General features: G+C 73.7%; 17 protein-coding genes. 10 read left to right on the forward strand and 7 right to left on the reverse strand.

From position 1 onward, the window contains the following. On the reverse strand, window positions 1-1294 hold a 1294-nt coding region (locus ACI783_RS04570; protein WP_457139335.1), incomplete at its 3' end, for a DUF6049 family protein. Further along, window positions 1291-1767 (reverse strand): NUDIX hydrolase, encoded by a 477-nt coding sequence (locus tag ACI783_RS04575; RefSeq protein ID WP_457074030.1) that lies wholly within the window; start codon window positions 1765-1767, stop codon window positions 1291-1293. The genes ACI783_RS04575 and ACI783_RS04570, both read right to left, overlap by 4 nt. 57 nt (window positions 1768-1824) lie before the next feature. On the opposite strand from ACI783_RS04575, the gene ACI783_RS04580 reads away from it, so the two are divergent. Continuing rightward, on the forward strand, window positions 1825-3309 hold the full coding sequence (locus ACI783_RS04580) for a CCA tRNA nucleotidyltransferase (protein ID WP_457139336.1): 1485 nt from the start codon (window positions 1825-1827) through the stop codon (window positions 3307-3309). Here the strand turns inward: ACI783_RS04580 and ACI783_RS04585 are convergent. After that, window positions 3284-4648 carry an MFS transporter gene (locus tag ACI783_RS04585; RefSeq protein ID WP_457139337.1) on the reverse strand — a complete coding sequence of 455 codons (1365 nt, stop codon included), beginning with the start codon at window positions 4646-4648 and terminating at the stop codon, window positions 3284-3286. The genes ACI783_RS04580 and ACI783_RS04585 overlap by 26 nt on opposite strands. Window positions 4649-4824: 176 nt before the next feature. Between ACI783_RS04585 and ACI783_RS04590 the strand changes: the two genes are divergently transcribed. Further along, a complete protein-coding gene (locus ACI783_RS04590; RefSeq protein WP_457139338.1) occupies window positions 4825-5415 on the forward strand; it encodes a YqgE/AlgH family protein in 591 nt (196 codons plus the stop codon). A 110-nt stretch (window positions 5416-5525) separates the two neighbouring features. Here the strand turns inward: ACI783_RS04590 and ACI783_RS04595 are convergent, their stop codons facing one another. From ACI783_RS04595 to ACI783_RS04605, 3 genes are all read right to left on the reverse strand, one after another. Beyond that, window positions 5526-6305, reverse strand: a complete 780-nt coding sequence (locus ACI783_RS04595; RefSeq protein ID WP_457139339.1) for a hypothetical protein — start codon at window positions 6303-6305, stop codon at window positions 5526-5528. 66 nt (window positions 6306-6371) lie between these two features. Beyond that, window positions 6372-7442, reverse strand: coding sequence for an inositol-3-phosphate synthase (locus tag ACI783_RS04600; protein WP_457139340.1), 1071 nt, complete (start codon window positions 7440-7442; stop codon window positions 6372-6374). Between the two features lie 70 nt (window positions 7443-7512). After that, window positions 7513-8118, reverse strand: a complete 606-nt coding sequence (locus tag ACI783_RS04605) for a PadR family transcriptional regulator (protein ID WP_457139341.1) — start codon at window positions 8116-8118, stop codon at window positions 7513-7515. A gap of 134 nt (window positions 8119-8252) precedes the next feature. Here ACI783_RS04605 and ACI783_RS04610 point away from each other — a divergent pair, with 134 nt between their 5' ends. From ACI783_RS04610 to ACI783_RS04620, 3 genes are all read left to right on the forward strand, one after another. Beyond that, window positions 8253-8666, forward strand: coding sequence for a DUF5318 family protein (locus ACI783_RS04610; RefSeq protein WP_457139342.1), 414 nt, complete (start codon window positions 8253-8255; stop codon window positions 8664-8666). 471 nt (window positions 8667-9137) lie between these two features. Next, a complete protein-coding gene (locus ACI783_RS04615) occupies window positions 9138-11369 on the forward strand; it encodes a transglycosylase domain-containing protein (RefSeq protein ID WP_457139343.1) in 2232 nt (743 codons plus the stop codon). A 21-nt stretch (window positions 11370-11390) separates the two neighbouring features. After that, window positions 11391-12938, forward strand: coding sequence for a glycosyltransferase family 87 protein (locus ACI783_RS04620; protein WP_457139344.1), 1548 nt, complete (start codon window positions 11391-11393; stop codon window positions 12936-12938). Here ACI783_RS04620 and ACI783_RS04625 read toward each other — a convergent pair. After that, on the reverse strand, window positions 12910-13722 hold the full coding sequence (locus tag ACI783_RS04625; RefSeq protein WP_457139345.1) for a deoxyribonuclease IV: 813 nt from the start codon (window positions 13720-13722) through the stop codon (window positions 12910-12912). The two genes, ACI783_RS04620 and ACI783_RS04625, sit on opposite strands and share 29 nt — an antisense overlap. Window positions 13723-13890: 168 nt before the next feature. On the opposite strand from ACI783_RS04625, the gene rpsF reads away from it, so the two are divergent. From rpsF to dnaB, 5 genes are all read left to right on the forward strand, one after another. Next, window positions 13891-14178: a 30S ribosomal protein S6 gene (gene rpsF / locus ACI783_RS04630; protein ID WP_457083517.1), complete on the forward strand. Its 288-nt coding sequence runs from the start codon at window positions 13891-13893 to the stop codon at window positions 14176-14178. A gap of 2 nt (window positions 14179-14180) precedes the next feature. After that, the gene (locus tag ACI783_RS04635; protein WP_153359405.1) at window positions 14181-14669 is read left to right on the forward strand and encodes a single-stranded DNA-binding protein; all 489 of its coding nucleotides are present in this window, start codon (window positions 14181-14183) and stop codon (window positions 14667-14669) included. 32 nt (window positions 14670-14701) lie between these two features. Beyond that, window positions 14702-14938 (forward strand): 30S ribosomal protein S18, encoded by a 237-nt coding sequence (gene rpsR, locus ACI783_RS04640; protein ID WP_457139346.1) that lies wholly within the window; start codon window positions 14702-14704, stop codon window positions 14936-14938. Between the two features lie 11 nt (window positions 14939-14949). Further along, window positions 14950-15396: a 50S ribosomal protein L9 gene (rplI, locus tag ACI783_RS04645; protein WP_457139347.1), complete on the forward strand. Its 447-nt coding sequence runs from the start codon at window positions 14950-14952 to the stop codon at window positions 15394-15396. An 840-nt stretch (window positions 15397-16236) separates the two neighbouring features. Beyond that, window positions 16237-18843, forward strand: coding sequence for a replicative DNA helicase (dnaB, locus tag ACI783_RS04650; RefSeq protein WP_457139348.1), 2607 nt, complete (start codon window positions 16237-16239; stop codon window positions 18841-18843). The last annotated feature ends 17 nt before the right edge of the window (window positions 18844-18860 follow it).

Genomic DNA, 18860 nt, shown 5'->3' on the forward strand with positions numbered 1-18860 from the left:
GCTGTGGCTGTCGCGGCGGCGCGGGGCGGGGGGGGGGGCCGGCGGGCTGGCGGGGGCCCGCCCGGGGGGCCGCCCCCCCGCCCCCCCCCCCCGGCCAGGCGAGGTCGGTGCGCGGTGCCACGCCGAGCACCTCGCGGACGATCTCCGCCCCGGCGCCGTCCCCGGGTGCTGCCTCGTCGGCGGTGCTGTCGGCGGGTGCGCCGGTGGGCGCGGCCGCCGCGCCGTCGGTGAGGTCCCCGGCCGCGTCGTCCAGCGGCTGCCGCGCGGTGCCTGCCGGGGTGCCCGGCAGGGTGCGCAGCACCGCGGCCGGCCGGCCGGCCGCGACCAGCGCCTGGGCATCGACGTCGGCGTAGGGGAGGGCAGCCACCGGGTGGTCGTCGGCCAGCCGGCGCAGCCGCGCCAGCAGGTCCGCGGCGGCGGTGCTCCCGGTGCCGGCGCGCGGTTCGGCGTCCGGTGGGTCGACGGTGTACCCGCCGGCGGCCATCGTCGCGAGCTCCTCCAGCAGCGCCGGGTCGACGGCGAGGGTGACCGGCACCGCCGGCGCGCTGTCGCCGGGCGCCGCCGCCGGCACCCGCGGGAGCTGCTCCAGGGTGGCGAGCGCCCGGTCCAGGCGGCCGCCGGGCGCGACCTGGCCGGCGAGGTCGTCGTCGGTGAAGGCACCGCTGGGGCCCCGGTGCGGGCGGTCGGTCAGCGGCCAGAGCCAGGCGACGGTCGTGCGGGTGGTCGGCTCCGGTGGCTGGGCGACCAGCCAGGTGGAGCGGTCCCCCACCCGCTCGGTGAAGCCGTCCGCGCGGGTGCCGTTGACGTTCACCAGCACCCGGTAGACGCCGTCAGCGTCCAGCCGCAGCTCCTCGGCGGGGGTGACGAAGGAGAAGGGCTGGGTCTCCCCCGGCTCCAGCTCCCCGTCCAGCTGCTGGAACCGGGCCACGACGTTGGTGACGTCGTCCGGGTCGTCGGCGGCGTCGGCCAGCTCGGCCCGGCTGGTGAGCACCTCGCCGCGCTGCAGCCGCACGGCCAGGTCCGACCAGGTCTCGGCGCTGGTGTTCTCCAGCGTCCCGCTCACCTCGACGGCGGCGCCCGGCACGACCGTCCGCGGCTCGATCCGGTCGACGTCGACCACCACCGGCCGGTCGGTGCCCTGCTGGTCGGTGCCCTGCTGGTCCTCCGGGGCGGCGGCCGCGGGGGACGCGAGCAGGCCGCCCACCACCGCCAGCAACCCGGTGAGGACGCCGGCGCGCCGGAGGGGGCGGGAGGAGCGGTGGCCGTCGGCGCGGCCGGCGGCCCGCCGGCTCACGCGCTGTCGGCCAGCAGGCCCGGGGCCCGCTCGACGAGCGCCCGCTCGTCGGCGTAGGCCAGCCGGCTCCGCAGCTCGGTGAGGGGCACCCAGGCGACCTCGGTGACCTCCACGTCGGCGTCGGACAGCGCACCGCCGACGGCCCGCAGCAGGAAGTGGTGCACGGTCTTGTGCACGCGCCGCCCGTCGGCGACGAACCAGAAGTCGATGATGCCCAGCGGGGCGACCACCTCGCCGAGGATGCCGGTCTCCTCGGCGACCTCGCGGACGGCGGTGTCGGCCGGTGTCTCGCCCTCCTCGATGTGCCCCTTCGGCAGGGACCAGAGCAGGCGGCCGCGGCGGTCGGTGCGGCCGATCAGGGCCGCGCGCGGACCGGTGACGTCGTCGTCGGCGACCACCAGACCCCCCGCCGAGGTCTCGTCGACCCGGCGCAGCCGGCGGCCGGGGCGCTGTCGCCCGCCCGTCCCAGCCATGTCAGGAGGGTAGCGCGCGCGGGAGTCCCCGCCCGGTCGGCACTACCCTCGACCGTCGTGTCCGCGCAGCCCCCGCCCCGTCGTCCGAGCGAGCCCGTGCCCCCGGCGGTCCAGGAGACCGTGCGGGCGCTGGTCGACGTCTCCCCGGTGCTGGCCGAGCTGGGCCGCCGGTTCACGGCCGCCGGCTTCTCCGTGCACCTGGTGGGCGGGTCGGTGCGCGACGCGCTGCTCGCCGCCGGATCGGGTGCCCCGGTGCCGCCCGGCGACCTGGACGTCACCACCGACGCCCGTCCGGAGCAGACCCTCGAGGTGATCCGGGGCTGGGCCGGTTCCACGTGGAACGCCGGGATCGCCTTCGGCACGGTGGGCGCGGAGATCCGCGGCCAGCGGGTCGAGATCACCACCTTCCGGGCGGACCGGTACGACCGGGAGTCCCGCAACCCCGAGGTCGCCTGGGGGACGTCGCTGGTCGACGACCTGGCCCGGCGGGACTTCACGGTGAACGCGATGGCCGTGTCGCTCGGGCCCGACCGCACGGTCACCGACCCCTTCGGGGGGCTGGGCGACCTGCTGGCCCGGCGGCTGCGCACCCCGGGCGCGGCGGCCGACTCCTTCGCCGACGACCCGCTGCGGATGCTGCGCGCGGTGCGGTTCGTCGCCCAGCTCGGGCTGACCCCCGACGACGAGGTCGTCCGGGCGATGACCGACATGCACCGGGAGCTGGGCCGGATCACCGCCGAGCGGGTGCAGCACGAGCTGTCGCGCACCCTCCTCAACGACTCCCCGGCAGCGGCGCTGGACCTCTTCGTCTCCACCGGCCTGGCCGACGTCGTGCTGCCCGAGCTCTCCGCGCTGCGCATGGAGATCGACGAGCACCACCAGCACAAGGACGTCTACGCGCACTCGCTGACCGTGCTGGACCAGGCGATCGCGCTGGAGAAGGCGGACCCGGCGGTCGAGGGGCCGGACCTGGTGCTGCGGCTCGCCGCGCTGCTGCACGACATCGGCAAGCCGGCGACCCGCCGGCACGAGCCAGGCGGCCGGGTCTCCTTCCACCACCACGAGGTGGTCGGCGCCAAGCTGGTGCGCAAGCGGCTCACCGCGCTCAAGTACCCGAAGGACGTCGTCGAGGCGGTCTCCCGGCTGACGTTCCTGCACCTGCGCTTCCACGGCTACGGCCGCGGGGAGTGGACCGACTCCGCCGTCCGCCGCTACGTCACCGACGCCGGTGACCTGCTCCCCCGGCTGCACAAGCTGGTGCGGTCGGACTGCACCACGCGCAACCGGCGGCGGGCTGCGGCCCTGTCGGCGACCTACGACTCGCTCGAGGCGCGGATCGCGGAGCTGGCCGAGCAGGAGAACCTCGCGCGGATCCGTCCCGACCTCGACGGCAACCGGATCATGGCGCTGCTGGGCATCGAGCCCGGCCCGGAGGTCGGCCAGGCCTGGCGTTTCCTCAAGGAGCTCCGGTTGGAGCGCGGGCCGCTGGACCCCGCCGATGCCGAGGCCGAGCTGCTCAGCTGGTGGCGTTCCCGCTCGTAGCCGGCCGCGGGTCCCGGCCGAGCTCGGGCCGGCGGCGGGCGCCGGGGGCCGGCTGCTGCGGGTGGAGGGTGTCCGACACCCGGCGCTGGCGGACGGCGCACCAGCGGGCGAACGCCGCCGCGGTGAGCAGGTAGCCGGACCCGACCCCGGCCAGGGCCGCCCAGCTCATCCCCGACGCGGGCAGCAGGAACGCGCCGGCCATCAGGGAGAGCACGAAGGTGACGTTGAACAGGGTGTCGTAGACGGCGAACACCCGGCCGCGGAAGTCGTCGTCGATCGACTCCTGCAGGGTGGTGTCCACGCAGATCTTCACCGCCTGGGCGACGAACCCGAGGGTGCAGACCGCGGCCACCGTCGCCGCGGGCACGAACAGCCCCCCGAGCACCAGCTGACCGGTGCCGCCGACGGCCAGCATCAGGGTGATCCAGCGGGCCTTGCCCATCCGCCGCACCGCGACCGGTGTGACCACCGCGGCGAGCAGCGTGCCCACCGCGCCGAGCGCCAGCACCTGGCCCAGCCCGGCGAGCCCCCCGGGGAACAGCCGGCTGCCGCCGGTGAAGGTGTTGCGGTACAGCAGCAGGACCACCAGCGTCAGCAGCCCGTAGAACAACCGGTGCACGGCCATCACGGTCAGCACCGCGGTCGCCGGCGGGTGGGCGAGCACGTGCCGGGCGCCGGCGACCATCCCGTGCAGCACGTCCCGCGCGCCGGCGCGGTCCTGCACGGTGTCGTGATCGGGACCCAGGTGCCCTCGGGTGAAACCCGCGGCCACCGCCGAGGCGGCCAGGTAGGGGAGGGCGGCGCCGGCGGCGAGCAGCGCGTAGCCGCCGTTCGCGGAACCGGCCACGGCGCTCGCCACGATCGCGGACCCACCGCCGAGCACCGCGGCGACCGCACCCGAGGTGGTCGAGAGCGCATTGGCCGACACCAGCGCGGGCTCGTCTGCGGTGTGCGGAAGCCCCGCGGACAGCGCCGACAGCACGAACCGGTTCACCGAGATGACCAGCAGGCCCGCGGTGTAGAACGCGGGCCCGGCCACCCCGGCGAGGATCAGCCCGGCGACGACGGCCACCAGCGCGGCCCGCACGACGTTCGCCAGCAGCAGCACCTGCCGCCGGCTCCAGCGGTCCAGCCAGACGCCGGCGAAGGGGCCGACCAGCGAGTACGGCAGCAGGAGGACGGCGAACCCGGCCGCGACGTCGACCGGGTCGGCCGCGCGGGAGGGGTTGAACAGCACGGTGCCGGCCAGCGCGGCCTGGAACACCCCGTCGCCGAACTGGCCGGACAGCCGGGTCAGCAGCAGCCGGCGGAAGTCGGGGCGGCGGAGCAGGGAGCGCACGGTTCCCGCTCCCTGTCGCACGTACGCCACGGTACGTCGCCCGGCGCAACGACAGCCCACCCCTCAGGTCCCTCGCTGATGCACACTGGGAGGCGATGAACCCGGTGCCCGCCTCTCCCGATCCCGAACGCCGTCCCGCCGCCTCCCCGGCCGCCGGACGCCGCCGGGGAGCTGCCGTGCCGGCCCTCTCGGTCGGGTGTCTCGACGACGTCCGACCGGGGTCGCTGCTGGTGGCCATGCCGGCGCTGACCGACCCCACGTTCGCCGGCGCGGTCGTCTACGTGCTCGACCACTCCGACACGGGCACGCTCGGCGTCGTCCTCGGCCGGCCCAGCGAGGTGCGGATCGACGACGTGCTGCCCGGGTGGTCGGAGGTGGCGGTGCAGCCGGGGGTCTTCCACATCGGCGGGCCCTGCGAGAGCGACACCGCGCTGTGCCTCGCCAGCTGGGCCGGCGACGCGCCACCCGCGGCGGACAGCGGGCTGCGTCCGGTGGCCGGCGCGGTGCACCTGGTCGACCTGGACGCCGACCCCGCTCCGCTGGCAGGGCAGCTGGACGGTGTGCGGGTCTTCGCCGGGTACGCCGGCTGGTCGTCCGGGCAGCTGGCCACCGAGCTGGCCGAGGGCGCCTGGGCGTGCGTCGCGGGCAGTGCGGCCGATGTGCTCACCACGGCGGCGGGGCCGGAGCTGTGGCGCGCGGTGCTGCGGCGGCAGACCGGGCGGCTGGCGGTGCTCTCCACGGCGCCGGCGGATCCGTCGGCCAACTGACCGATCCGCCCGCGTGTCGCCTCCCGGCCCGGGCCGGGTTCTGGTACGAATGAGCTGCGGGAGGGGGCGGCCTGGGGAAGAGGCCGCCCCCTCCCGTTCTGTCTGCTGCTTCAGATGCCCAGCTCGGCGGCGATCTCCGGGTGCGCGGTGGCGTCGAGGGTCTCCTCGTCCGAGGGCGTCGACATCTCCCGCGGGCCGTGGTCGGACAGCGTGATGGTCACGTCGAACTCCTGGTCGGTGATCCGGCCGACGTACTGGACCAGCAGCTCGCTGTCGGCGGCCACCGCGACCGTCGTCCCCTGGCCGTTGTCGAAGCGGGAGGCCAGCTCCCCGTCGATGAGCTCGCTGCCCTGCCAGGTGTAGCCGGAGAACGACCGCGGGTCCTGCTCCTGCTCGCTGGCCAGCCGCAGCACCATCGTCACCAGGACGTCGATCAGCGCGGCGTTGCCGTCGGTGGCCCCCGCGTCCAGGGGGCGGCGCACGTAGGAGGCCTCGGGCAGGTCGGCAGCGGTGAGCGCTCCGTCGAGCCCGGGGACGTCGCCGAGCCAGAGCGCCTCGTCGGTGAAGAACAGGGTGCGCGCGTCGTCCGGGGTGCCGTCGTCGAAGGCGGTGACCGCCTGGGCCCGCCCGGTTGGCTGGCTGAAGTCGACCTCGCCGGTGAGCGTCAGGACCGCACCCTCGGCGTAGGGCGCGGTGACCACGAAGTCCGCGCCGCCCTCCTCGACGTTGCGGGTCAGCAGCTGGGCCAGCACCGCCGACTCCGCGTCGCTCACCGGGTCCCCGGGGGGCCGGGGGGTGTCGTCGTCCGACGAGCACCCGGCGAGCAGGGCCAGCACGAGACCGAGGACGAACGCCCGCAGCAGCACCAGCGGACGGCGGTGGGAGGGCATGGCCGTCAGCGTAGGAGGAACGGCCGAGGGGCCCGGGCCAACCGGCCCGGGCCCCTCAGCCGTCCTTCATTCGCCGCGGATGAACGCCTCGACGGCGTCGCGGGCCTCGCTGTCGCTGTACTGCACCGGCGGGCTCTTCATGAAGTAGGACGACGCGGACAGGATCGGGCCACCGATGCCGCGGTCCTTGGCGATCTTCGCCGCGCGGACGGCGTCGATGATGATCCCGGCGGAGTTCGGGGAGTCCCAGACCTCGAGCTTGTACTCCAGGTTCAGCGGGACGTCGCCGAACGCGCGGCCCTCGAGCCGGACGTAGGCCCACTTGCGGTCCGACAGCCACGGCACGTGGTCCGACGGGCCGATGTGGACGTTGTCCTTGCCCATGTCCCGGTCGACCTGGCTGGTGACGGCCTGGGTCTTGGAGATCTTCTTGGACTCCAGGCGCTCGCGCTCGAGCATGTTCTTGAAGTCCATGTTGCCGCCGACGTTGAGCTGCATCGTGCGGTCCAGCTGCACGCCCCGGTCCTCGAACAGCTTGGCCAGCACCCGGTGGGTGATGGTGGCGCCGACCTGGCTCTTGATGTCGTCGCCGACGATCGGCACCCCGGCGGCGGTGAACTTGTCCGCCCACTCCTGGGTGCCGGCGATGAACACCGGCAGCGCGTTGACGAACGCGACACCGGCGTCGATCGCGGCCTGCGCGTAGAACTCCGCGGCCTGCTGGGAGCCGACCGGCAGGTAGCAGACCAGCACGTCGGCGCCGGACTCGCGCAGGGCGCTGACCACGTCGACCGGCTGCTCGTCGGACTCCTCGATGGTCTCCCGGTAGTACTTGCCGAGGCCGTCGAGGGTGGTGCCGCGCTGCACGGTGACGCCCAGCGGCGGGACGTCGCAGATCTTGATGGTGTTGTTCTCGCTGGCGAAGACCGCCTCGGAGAGGTCGCGGCCGACCTTCTTGGCGTCGACGTCGAACGCCGCGACGAACTCGACGTCGGAGACGTGGTACTCCCCGAACCGGACGTGCATCAGGCCGGGGACCGAGGCGGTCTCGTCGGCGTCCTTGTAGTACTCGACGCCCTGGACGAGCGAGGCGGCGCAGTTGCCGACGCCGACGATGGCGACCTTGACCGATGCCATGGACTGTCTCCCTCCGGCGGACCCGTGCGGGTCCGGACGATGTGTGCGTGTGCGGTGCGGGTGGTGCTGGTCAGGGGGTGGCGGCCGGGGGCGGCCGGTCCGCCCGGGCGGCGGCGTCGCGGGCGCCCTCGTCCCGCTCGCTGTCGATGAGCTCGGTGAGCCAGCGCACCTCGCGGTCGACGGAGTCCAGGCCGTGTCGCTGCAGCTCGAGGGTGTAGCGGTCCAGCCGTTGCTGGGTGCGCCGCAGCGACTCCATGAGCCGGTCGCGCTGCCGCTCGACGGTGCGCCGCCGGCCTTCCAGGATCCGCAGCCGGACGTCGGCGGCGGTGTGCCGGAAGAAGGCCAGGTGGACGCCGAAGCGGCCCTCGTCGTCGTAGGCCTCGGGGCCCGCGGAGCCGAGCAGGTCGGCGAACCGCTCCTTGCCCTCGGCGGTGATCGAGTAGACGACCTTCCCGCGCCGCCCGGTCAGCGCCGGGGCGTCGGCGGGCAGCAGCGCGCGCGGGGTGGGCTCGTCACTGGCGATCAGCCCGGCGGCGGCCATCCGCTTGAGCGCGGGGTACAGCGAGCCGTAGGAGATGCTCCGCCGCCCGCCAAGGACCGCTGCGAGCTCCTTGCGCAGCTCGTAACCGTGCATGGGTGACTGGTGGAGCAGCCCGAGGATGGCGAGTTCGAGCACGTCGCCTCCTCGTCGCCGCCGGCCGTTCACCGGATCGATGTATCGAGACGATACATCGGAGAGGTGTGGCGCTCGCAACTCGAGCGGGGCCGCGGACCGGCCTGGGCGGGCCCTGGGGTGCGTACATTGGCGCCGTGCCCGGACGCCGGTCGGTGGTGGACTACGCGCTGCAGCGGCGTGCGGTCCTCGCCGCGGTCGCCGCCGGGCGGACCGGGCTGTTCGAGGTCTGCGACGCCGGCCCCTACCTGTCCCGGGCGGCGAAGTACCACGGGGAGCCGGCGGAGGCGCCCTGCCCGATCTGCCGCCGGGCGCAGCTGACCTGGGTCAGCTACGTGTACGGCGACGGGCTGGGCCCGGTCTCCGGGCAGGCGAAGACCGGCCGGGAGCTCGCCCGGATGGACGCCGCGCAGGACGAGTTCTCGGTGTACACCGTGGAGGTCTGCCGCGGCTGCGGCTGGAACCACCTGGTGACCTCGTACGTCCTCGGTGCCGAGCCGGTTCCCGGTCGGGCACCCCGGCGCACCCGGCGCCGGGCCGCGACCGAGTAGTCACTCCCGCCCGCCCTGTCCGTCGGGCCCCACGTGTGGTGCGTGCCACCACCCGTCCACAGCTGAACGCGTCATCCTGATGGGTGCCGGCGCACCCGCCGCCGCCCACACACCCGAGGAAGGGGCCTGTGCGTGCCTCCCCACGACGAGACCGCCCGCGTCTCATCGGGCCCGGTCCGCCGTCCGCCGGCCGCCCGTGCCACCACCGCCGGCAACGGCGGCAGCCGTAGTCGCACTACCGCCTCTGGCGGCGGGACCAACGCCTCCCGGAGCGGTTCCGGCGCTGCCCGGAGCGGTCCCGGCGCTGCCCGGTCGGGGTCGCCCGGCCGGCCCGCGGGCGCCCGCCCGGCCTCCGGCGGGGGCGGTGGTCGCCCGCCGGGCAGCCGGCCGCCGACCGCCAAGGGCGGACGCGGGGGCGGTGGCGGGAAGAAGAAGCGCGGCGCGAAGCAGCGGCGCCACCGTTGGTACAAGGTGGTCGCCGGCGTCCTGGTGAGCATGCTCGTGCTGCTCGGGGTCTTCGTCGGCGTCGTCTACGCCAGCACCGAGGTGCCCTCGGTCGAGGCCATCCAGAACGACCAGACCACGGTCGTGTACTACGCCGACGGCGTCACCGAGATGGCCCGGCTGGGGAGCGAGAACCGGACGAACGTGTCGCTGGACCAGGTGTCCGAGCCGGCCCGGAACGCGATCCTCGCCGCGGAGAACCGCAGCTTCTACACCGACCCGGGCATCTCCTTCACCGGGATCCTGCGGGCGGCGTGGAACAACCTCACCGGCGGCTCGACGCAGGGTGGTTCGACCATCACCCAGCAGTACGTGAAGAACGCCTTCCTGAGCTCCGAGCAGACCTTCAGCCGGAAGTTCAAGGAGCTCTTCCTCGCCGTCAAGCTGGACAACCAGTACTCCAAGGACGAGATCCTGGAGAACTACCTGAACACCATCTACTTCGGCCGCGGGGCCTACGGCATCGAGGCGGCGGCGAACACCTTCTTCGGGGTCACGGCGGCCGACCTCACCGCCGAGCAGGGCGCCGTGCTCGCCGTCCAGGTGCGCAGCCCCAGCTCCTACGACCCGGAGAACAACCCCGAGGGCGCGCAGGACCGCTGGGCCCGGGTGCTCGACGGCATGGTCGAGGAGGGCTGGTACGACTCCGCTGCCCGCGCTGCCGCGCAGTACCCCGCCGTGCTGCCCAACAGCGGGTCCGGCCTGGGCACGCCGGCCGGCCCGGAGGGGCTGATCGTCGACCAGGTCATCGCCGAGCTCGCCGACTACGGCTACAGCCGGGACGAGGTGGAGGCCGGTGGGCTGCGGGTGACCACCACCGTCGACAAGGGCCGGCAGGACGCCGCCGTGGCGGCCGTGCAGGGTGTCATGGCCGGGGAGGACCCCGCGCTCCGCGAGGCGCTGGTCGCGATCGACCCCGCGACCGGTGGCGTCGTCGCCTACTACGGCAACGACCGGCGCAGCAGTGACGACCCGGCTGCCGACACCACCGACTACGCGCAGGCCTTCAAGCAGCCGGGCTCGTCGTTCAAGCCCTACACGCTGGCCGCCGCCCTGGAGCAGGGCATCAGCGTGGAGGCGCGGCGGGACGGCAGCTCCCCGCAGGAGTTCGAGGACCGCCCCGGGCAGCCGGTGGTGAACTCCGGCAACGCGCAGTGCGGGGCCTGCACGCTGCGGGAGGCGATCACCCGCTCGCTCAACACGACCTTCTACGGGCTGGCGCTGGAGGTCGGCCCGGCCCAGGTGGCCGAGGTCGCGCGGAAGGCCACCGGGATCCCGGAGAGCTGGCCGACGGACAACACGGTCCCCAAGAGCCTGCGGGGCCTGCCCTCGCTGGTCAGCCCGGAGAGCCAGCAGACCGGTGGTGCGATCGGGATCGGCGAGTACGAGGTGCGTCCGATCGACCAGGCGTCCGGCTTCGCCACGTTCGCGGCGGGCGGGGTCTGGCGAAAGCCGCACTTCGTGGCCCAGCTGGTCGACAGCACGGGCACGGTCTCCAAGACGATCGACGGGAGCACGGTCGAGTCCCGGCAGGCCATCGCGCCCAACGTGGCCAGCGACGTCACCTACGCGCTCGAGGACGTCGCGTCGTACTCGAAGCGGTCGTTGAGCGGCAACCGTCCGGTGGCCAGCAAGACCGGCACCCAAGGGCTGGACCGCACGAACAACTCCGACGCCTGGATGGTCGGCTACACCCCGTCGCTCTCCGCAGCGGTGTGGGTGGGCACCCAGGGCCTCGCCCCGATCCGGAACGCCCAGGGCAACATCATCTACGGCTCGGGACTCCCCGGGCAGATCTGGCAGGACTTCATGGACGCGGCCCTCGCCGGCACGCCGGTGGAGGAGCTGCCCAGCCGGGCGCTGATCAAGGGCGACACCGGGGAGGGCGTGCCCGAGCCGGCGCCGGCCCCGGTGGAGACCTCGCGGGCACCGGTGCAGACCACCCGGGCGCCGGCGCCGGCGCCGGTGACCAGCTCGGCGCCGTCGTCCTCGTCGTCGTCCTCCTCCTCGGCCGTCGCTCCCCCGCCCGGGAGCGAGGACGACGGCGGCACCGGTGAGGACGCCGGTGGCGGCGGCACCGGCGGGGACACCGGCGGGGACACCGGCGGGGACACGGGTGGCGACGCCGGTGGCGGTGGTGCCGGGGGTGGCGGTGGCGCCGTTGCGCCGGCTCCCGGTGTCCCCGGCACCGATCGGTGAGCACCCCGGCAGACTGATCGCGTGAGCACCTCCTCCGCGGGCCCGTCCGTCCCGGCCGACCAGCCGGGGGGCGGGCCCGCGGTCTTCGGGCCCGAGGCGTCCGGACGGCCCGACCGGGTGGTGCCCACCTGGACCGACCCGGTGGCGATCCAGGCGAGCGAGGCGGTCGGCGGCCCCTGGGGGCGTCACGCGGTCACCGGCCGGGCCCGGTTCTGGACGCCGCTGCGGGTCTGCCTGCTCTTCACCGTCAGCGTGCTCGCGGCGGCCTGGGCGAAGCAGGCGCCGTGCGCGGCGGGCGACTGGAGCGGCTCCAAGCAGTACACGCACCTCTGCTACAGCGACGCCGTCGCGCTGTTCGGCAGCCGCGGGCTGTCCGAGGGGCAGGTGCCCTACCTGGACTCCGCCGTGGAGTACCCGGTGCTGACCGGCGCGATGATGCAGCTGGCCGCCGTTCTCGGTCGGGGGTACGACGCGCTGGCCCGCAGCACCGGGCTGCTGCCCGACCCGGTGCCGGTGCTCTCCTTCACCGTCGTCACCGCCCTGCTGCTGTCGGTGCTGGCCCTGGTGGTCACCCGCGGCGTCCTGGCGCTCAGCGGACGGCGGCCCTGGGACGCGGCGATGGTGGCGCTGTCCCCCGTGCTGTTCGTCTACGCCTTCACCAACTGGGACCTGCTCGCCGTCGCGCTCACCACCCTGGGCATGTGGGCGTGGGCCCGGCGCCACCCGGTGCTGGCGGGGGTGCTGCTCGGGCTGGCCGTGGCGGCGAAGTTCTACCCGCTGATCGTGCTGGGGGTGTTGTTCGCGCTCTGCCTGCGGGCCGGCCGGCTGCGCGCCTGGCTCAGCACCGTCGTCGCCGCGGGCGTCGCCTGGCTGGTGGTGAACGTGCCGGTGGCGCTGGCGGCGCCGGAGAACTGGGCGCGCTTCTTCACCCTCAGCGACACCCGCCCGGCCAACCCGGAGTCGATCTGGGCGCTGCTCATCGACTGGTCCGGGGACCGGTTCCTCGACGGTCCGCTGGCCGAGGGGCAGGCGCCGGAGCAGCTGAACACCGTGGTGGCCGTGGTCCTGGTGCTGGCCGCGGCCGGGGTCTGCTGGCTGGCGCTGGCCGCCCCGCTGCGGCCCCGGCTGCCGCAGCTGGCGTTCCTGCTGGTCGCGGCCTTCCTGCTGCTGAACAAGGTCTACAGCCCGCAGTTCGCACTGTGGCTGCTCCCGCTGGCGGTGCTGGCCCGGCCGCGGTGGCGCTCGCTGCTGGCGTGGCAGGTCACCGAGGCGCTGGTGTGGGCGATGACGATGCTGTACTACCTCGGCTCCGACGCCCGCGGGGTCGGCGTCGAGTGGTTCTACACCGCCGTCGTCCTGCGGGACGTCGCGATCGTCGCCCTGATGGTGCTGGTGGTCCGCGAGGTGTGGCAGCCGGACCGGGACCTGGTGCGGCGCAGCTGGCCGGGGGTCGACGACCCGGCCGGTGGCGTGCTGGACGGTGCCGTCGACCGGGTGGTCCTGCGCCGCAGCCGGCGTTCCGGCGGGGCGCACCGCCCCGTCAGGACAGGGTCGACCGCAGCCGGCTGATCTCCGCCGCGTGCGACGCGGCGTCCCCGGGTGTCTCCAGGACGACGGGGCAGCCGGCCTCCCGTGCGACGTGCAGCAGCAGCTCGACCGGGATCTCCCCGGCCTCGAGCGGCGCGTGCCGGTCGCGGCCGGAGCCGGCCGGGTCCCGGCTGTTGTTCAGGTGCACCAGGTCGATGCGCCCGGTGACCGCGCGCACGTCGTCCACGACGCTCGCCAGATCCCAGCCGGCCGCCCAGGCGTGGCAGGTGTCGAGCACGAACCCGGCGCCGAACCCGCCGACCGCCTCCCACAGCCGGCCCACCGCGGCCAGCTCGCGGGCCATCGCGTGGTCGCCACCGGCGGTGTTCTCGATCAGCACCGGGACGCCGAACCCGCCGTCGTCGGCCTGCCGGGCGAAGGTCTTGCGCCAGTTCTCCACGCCGGCCGCCGGGTCGTCCGCGGCCAGCACGTGGCCGCCGTGTACCACCATGCCGCGGGCGCCGATCGCCGCCGAGGCCTGGGCGTGCTGCCCGAGCAGCTTTCGGCTGGGGATGCGGATCCGGTTGTTGGTGGAGGCGACGTTGAGCACGTACGGCGCGTGCACGAAGACGGCGACGTCGGAGGCGAGCAGCGCGTCGGCGTCCGGGCGGGGCTTCGGCGCCTTCCAGCCCTGCGGGTCGGCCAGGAAGACCTGGACGGCGTCGGCGTGCAGCTCCGCGGCCCGGGCCAGCGGGCCGCCCTCGTCGAGCTCGTTCGCCTCGGTCAGGCCCGGTCCGACGTGCACGCCGATCAGCTGCTCAGCCACCCGAGGAGCGTAGATCGCCGGTCCGACGCACCGGTGGTGTCACCTGCGCTGGTAGCCTGGCCGGTGCGCGTCTGTCCTGCTGTCCGCAGGTCCGGCGCGCGACGCATGTACGACCCTCCTGCCGCAGATGTGCTGCGGCCGCTGAGACCAGAGGAGGTGGGGTTCTCCGTGCGCAACTACGAACTGATGATCATCCTCGACCCTGAGCTCGAGGAGCGGACCATCGCTCCCAGCCTGGACCGGTTCCTGACCGTCGTCACCAACTCCGGTGGCACGGTCAAGACCGAGATCTGGGGCCGCCGCCGGCTGTCCTACGAGATCAAGAAGAACGTCGAGGGCATCTACGCCATCGTCGAGATCCAGGCCGAGCCGGCCGCCGTCGCCGAGCTCGACCGGCAGCTCAACCTCAACGAGTCGGTGCTCCGCACGAAGCTGATGCGGCCCGAGGTCCACTGACCATGGCCGGCGAGACCGTCATCACCGTCATCGGGAACCTGACGGCCGACCCGGAGCTGCGGTTCACGCCGTCCGGCGCCGCCGTCGCCAACTTCACCGTCGCCTCGACGCCCCGCACCTTCGACCGTCAGTCGCAGGAGTGGAAGGACGGCGAGGCCCTGTTCCTGCGGTGCAACGTCTGGCGTCAGGCGGCGGAGAACGTCGCTGAGTCGCTCACCCGCGGTTCGCGGGTCATCGTCTCGGGGCGCTTGAAGCAGCGCTCGTTCGAGACGAAGGAAGGCGAGAAGCGCACCGTCGTCGAGCTCGAGGTCGACGAGATCGGCCCCAGCCTCCGGTACGCCACGGCCAAGGTCACCCGCGCTGCGCGCAGCGAGGGTGGCGGCGGCGGTGGGTTCGGCGGCGGCGGCGGCGGTGGCGGTGGCTTCTCCGGCGGCGGGGCGAGCGACCCCTGGTCCACCCCGCCGGCGTCCTCCGACGAACCGCCGTTCTGATCCTCACTCTGTACTGATCTCTGGAGAACCCAGTGCCCAAGCCCCCTCTGCGCAAGCCCAAGAAGAAGGTCTGCCAGTTCTGCAAGGACAAGGCGACCTACATCGACTACAAGGACACGACCCTGCTGCGGAAGTTCATCTCCGACCGCGGCAAGATCCGTGCCCGCCGCGTCAGCGGCAACTGCAGCCAGCACCAGCGTGACGTCGCCGTGGCCGTGAAGAACAGCCGCGAGATGGCCCTGCTGCCCTACACCTCCACGGCGCGCTGATCATGAGCACGATGAAGCTGATCCTGACGCAGGAGGTCACCGGTCTCGGGTCCTCCGGCGACACCGTCGAGGTCCGGGGCGGCTACGGCCGCAACTACCTCCTGCCCCGCGGGCTGGCCATCGTCGCCACCCGGGGTGCCGAGAAGCAGGTCGACAGCCTGCGCCGGGCGCGTGCCGCCCGCGACGTCGCGTCGCTGGAAGACGCCCAGTCGATCGCCGCGCGGCTCGGCGGCCTGACCGTCACGCTGCCGGCCCGCGCCGGTGAGGGTGGCCGGCTCTTCGGCCGGATCACCACCGCCGACGTCGCCGCCGCGGTCGCCGCCGCCGGTGGCCCGGAGCTCGACCGTCGCCGGATCGAGATCCCGAGCAGCATCAAGACGACGGGCGCCCACACCGTCACGGTGCGGGTGCACCCCGAGGTCTCCGCAACGGTGAACCTCGACGTCGTCGCTGGTTGATCGGCCGCCGGCTGACACAGCCGGCACGCAGCACCGCCCACGAGGGGCGTCGGACTCCGGTCCGGCGCCCCTCGTGGCGTCTCCGCGGCCGGCCGCCCGGGCGAGGCCACCGCCGGTCCACCCGCCGTCCACAGGGCCGCCGCGCCCGGAGGCAGCATCGGGGCCACCGGCCGCGGCCCCGTGTCGACTTCTCCACAGTCTGTGGACATCACGGTGCACAACGGTCCCCGCGGATGGGGAGCGAGGGGCCGCGGCGGTGGCCGTGGAAGCGCTCCCCGCGGCTCACGCGCCGCCGCCGTGCCCGTCGTGCCCACCGTGCCCGTCGCAGCCGCGACGTGGGGCGGGTCGTGCACCGTTCACCGGCCGGCTGCGGCTCCGCTGCCGGGACGACGTGGTCGGGCACGGTCGCTGGGCGGCGCGGTGCCCAGCGATGTGCGTGTGACCAGCGGGAACGCGGGCGACACGCCGACGGAGCGGCGCGCCGGGGAAGTGGCGGACTTTCTCCCGTCCACAGGCTGGGCCCGGCTGCACCGCAGGTGACGAGGGGGTTGCCGGAACACGACGAGCCGTCGTCCCCCGGGCCGTCCACACGGCGACCACGCTCGTCCACCGATTTGTCCACAAGTTGTGCAGATCGACGTGCACAGCGGTGTTGGACGTGCGGCCGACAGCTTCCTAACGTCCTCCCCAGCTGCCGCCGGGCACCGAACTGTCGGTGCCCGGCGGTAGCAACGACCCGACGGTCGGCGCCCGCACGGCTGGGGCCGCCGTCGTGCGGTCAGCACCAGGTGCACAGCAGCAGCCGGTCCCGACGTGGGCCGGCGGACAGGAGGATCCAGCGTGGCGGTCGTCGACGACATCAGCCGGCCGAGGCCGACGGCTCCGGAGTACGACCGGCAGCCGCCTCAGGACGTCGCGGCCGAGCAGTCGGTGCTCGGCGGCATGCTGATGAGCAAGGACGCGATCGCCGACGTCGTGGAGGTCCTCGCCGGGCCGGACTTCTACCGCCCGGCGCACCAGATCATCTTCGACGTCATCCTCGACCTCTACGGGCGCGGCGAGCCCGCCGACGCGATCACCGTCGCCGCGGAGCTCAACCGCACCGACCAGCTGTCCAAGATGGGCGGCGCGGTCTACCTGCACACGCTGATCGCCTCCACGCCGACCGCGGCGAACGCCGGGTACTACGCGGCGATCGTCGCCGAGCAGGCCGTGCTCCGGCGGCTGGTCGAGGCCGGCACCCGGGTGGTGCAGCTGGGCTACGGCGCGGCCGGCGGGAAGGGCGACGTCGACGACATCGTCGACCGCGCCCAGCAGGAGATCTACGACGTCACCGAGAAGCGGATGAGCGAGGACTACTCGCGCCTCGAGGACGTCCTGCAGCCCACCATGGACGAGCTGGACGCGATCGCCTCGCGCGGTGGCACGGCCCGCGGCGTGCCCACCGGCATCCGCGACCTCGACGAGCTGACCAACGGCCTGCAGGCCGGCCAGATGGTCGTCATCGCCGCCCGCCCCGGCGTGGGGAAGGCGTTGGCCTTGGACACCCCCATCGCCACGCCCTCTGGCTGGACGACGATGGGCGAGGTCGCCGTCGGCGACCAGGTGATCGGCTCGGACGGCCGTCCCACCACGGTCGTGGCCGCCACGGACGTGATGACCGGCCGCCCCTGCTACGAGGTCCACTTCTCCGACGGCTCGGTGATCGTCGCCGACGCGCAGCACCAGTGGCTCACCGACACCCGCGCGAGCCGCCGGGCGGCCCAGGAGGCGCGCGTCCGGGGTGGCGAGCCACGGGAGGTCGCCGCCGTCCGGACGACGGAGCAGATCGCACGCACCGTTCGGTGCGCCACGGCCGATGCCAGGCTCAACCACTCGGTCCGCAACGCCGCGCCGCTGGAGCTGCCGGCTGCGGAGCTGCCGCTGCCGCCGTACGCACTCGGGGTGTGGCTGGGCGACGGCACCTCCGCCGCGGCGCACTACACGAGCGCTGACCCGGAGATCGCGGCCTACATCGAGGCCGACGGCCTGGTCGTGGTGCCCACCAACGTCGACCGCCGGTTCTCACTCCAGCTGCCAGAGCGGCTGGGGCCGGTCGCCCGTCCCTGCCCGATGTGCGGCGAGCTGTTCGTGCCGCGGACGTCGCAGGTGCAGACCTGTGGCAAGACCTGCGGCGGCGCGCTCCGTGCCAGCGGCGGGGTCGGCCGCACGGCGACGTGCCCCGACTGCGGCGGGCCGTCGGCGGGGCTGGCGCAGTGCCAGGCGTGCCGGGAGGACCACGGCACGGTCACTGCGCTCCTGCGAGGTCTGGGCCTGCTGGGCAACAAGCACATCCCCACCAGCTACCTGCGGGCCTCGGTGGCTCAGCGACGGGCCCTGCTGGCCGGGTTGCTGGACACCGACGGCACCGTGGCGCCGAACGGGGTGGTGCAGTTCGCCGTCACCAGCCGTCGACTCGCCGAGGACGCGCGGGAACTCATCGCCGGTCTCGGGCACCGGGTACGGATGTCGCGCAAGCCGGTCAAGGGGCGTACGGCGGAGTCCTCCACCTGCTACACCTTGACCTTCACCAGCGACGACGAGGTCTTCCGGCTGGAGCGCAAGAAGCTGCTGCACAAGGAGCGCGGCGTCCGCACCTTCACCGCTCGCGGCGTCCGGTTCATCACCGACGTCCGCCCCATCTCCAGCGTGCCGGTGCGCTGCATCCAGGTCGATGCTGATGACCACCTGTTCCTGGCCGGGCGCAGCTTCATCCCTACCCACAACTCGACGCTGGGCCTGGACATCGCCCGGTCGGCGACGGTCAAGCACCACCTGCCCGCGGCGATCTTCTCGCTCGAGATGAGCAAGCACGAGATCACCATGCGTCTGCTGTCGGCCGAGGCGAAGGTGCCGCTGCACCACATGCGCGCCGGCACGCTGTCGGACGAGGACTGGTCGAAGCTGGCCCGCCGGATGGGCGAGATCGCCGACGCCCCGCTCTACATCGACGACTCACCGAACATGACGATGATGGAGATCCGGGCCAAGGCGCGACGGCTGAAGCAGCGCAACGACCTCAAGCTCATCGTCATCGACTACCTGCAGCTGATGACCTCGGGCAAGAAGGTCGAGAGCCGCCAGCAGGAGGTCTCGGAGTTCTCCCGCGCGCTCAAGCTGCTGGCCAAGGAGCTCGAGCTCCCGGTGATCGCGATGAGCCAGCTGAACCGTGGCTCCGAGCAGCGTCAGGACAAGAAGCCGATGCTCTCCGACCTCCGTGAGTCCGGCTCGATCGAGCAGGACGCCGACATGGTGATGATGATCCACCGCGAGGACATGTACGAGAAGGAGTCCCCGCGGGCCGGCGAGGCCGACATCATGCTGGTCAAGCACCGCAACGGCCCCACCGCGAACGTCACCGTCGCCTTCCAGGGCCATTACAGCCGCTTCGTCGACATGGCGAACTGACGACTCCCCACTGACCT

Source organism: Modestobacter sp. SYSU DS0511, assembly GCF_054050755.1.

Bases quoted from the DNA above. Each gene is read 5' to 3' on its own strand.
- ACI783_RS04635 (WP_153359405.1), top strand. From the start codon at position 14,181: ATGGCCGGCGAGACCGTCATCACCGTCATCGGGAACCTGACGGCCGAC.
- ACI783_RS04595 (WP_457139339.1), bottom strand. From the start codon at position 6,305: ATGCCCTCCCACCGCCGTCCGCTGGTGCTGCTGCGGGCGTTCGTCCTC.
- ACI783_RS04575 (WP_457074030.1), bottom strand. From the start codon at position 1,767: ATGGCTGGGACGGGCGGGCGACAGCGCCCCGGCCGCCGGCTGCGCCGG.
- rplI (WP_457139347.1), top strand. From the start codon at position 14,950: ATGAAGCTGATCCTGACGCAGGAGGTCACCGGTCTCGGGTCCTCCGGC.
- ACI783_RS04600 (WP_457139340.1), bottom strand. From the start codon at position 7,442: ATGGCATCGGTCAAGGTCGCCATCGTCGGCGTCGGCAACTGCGCCGCC.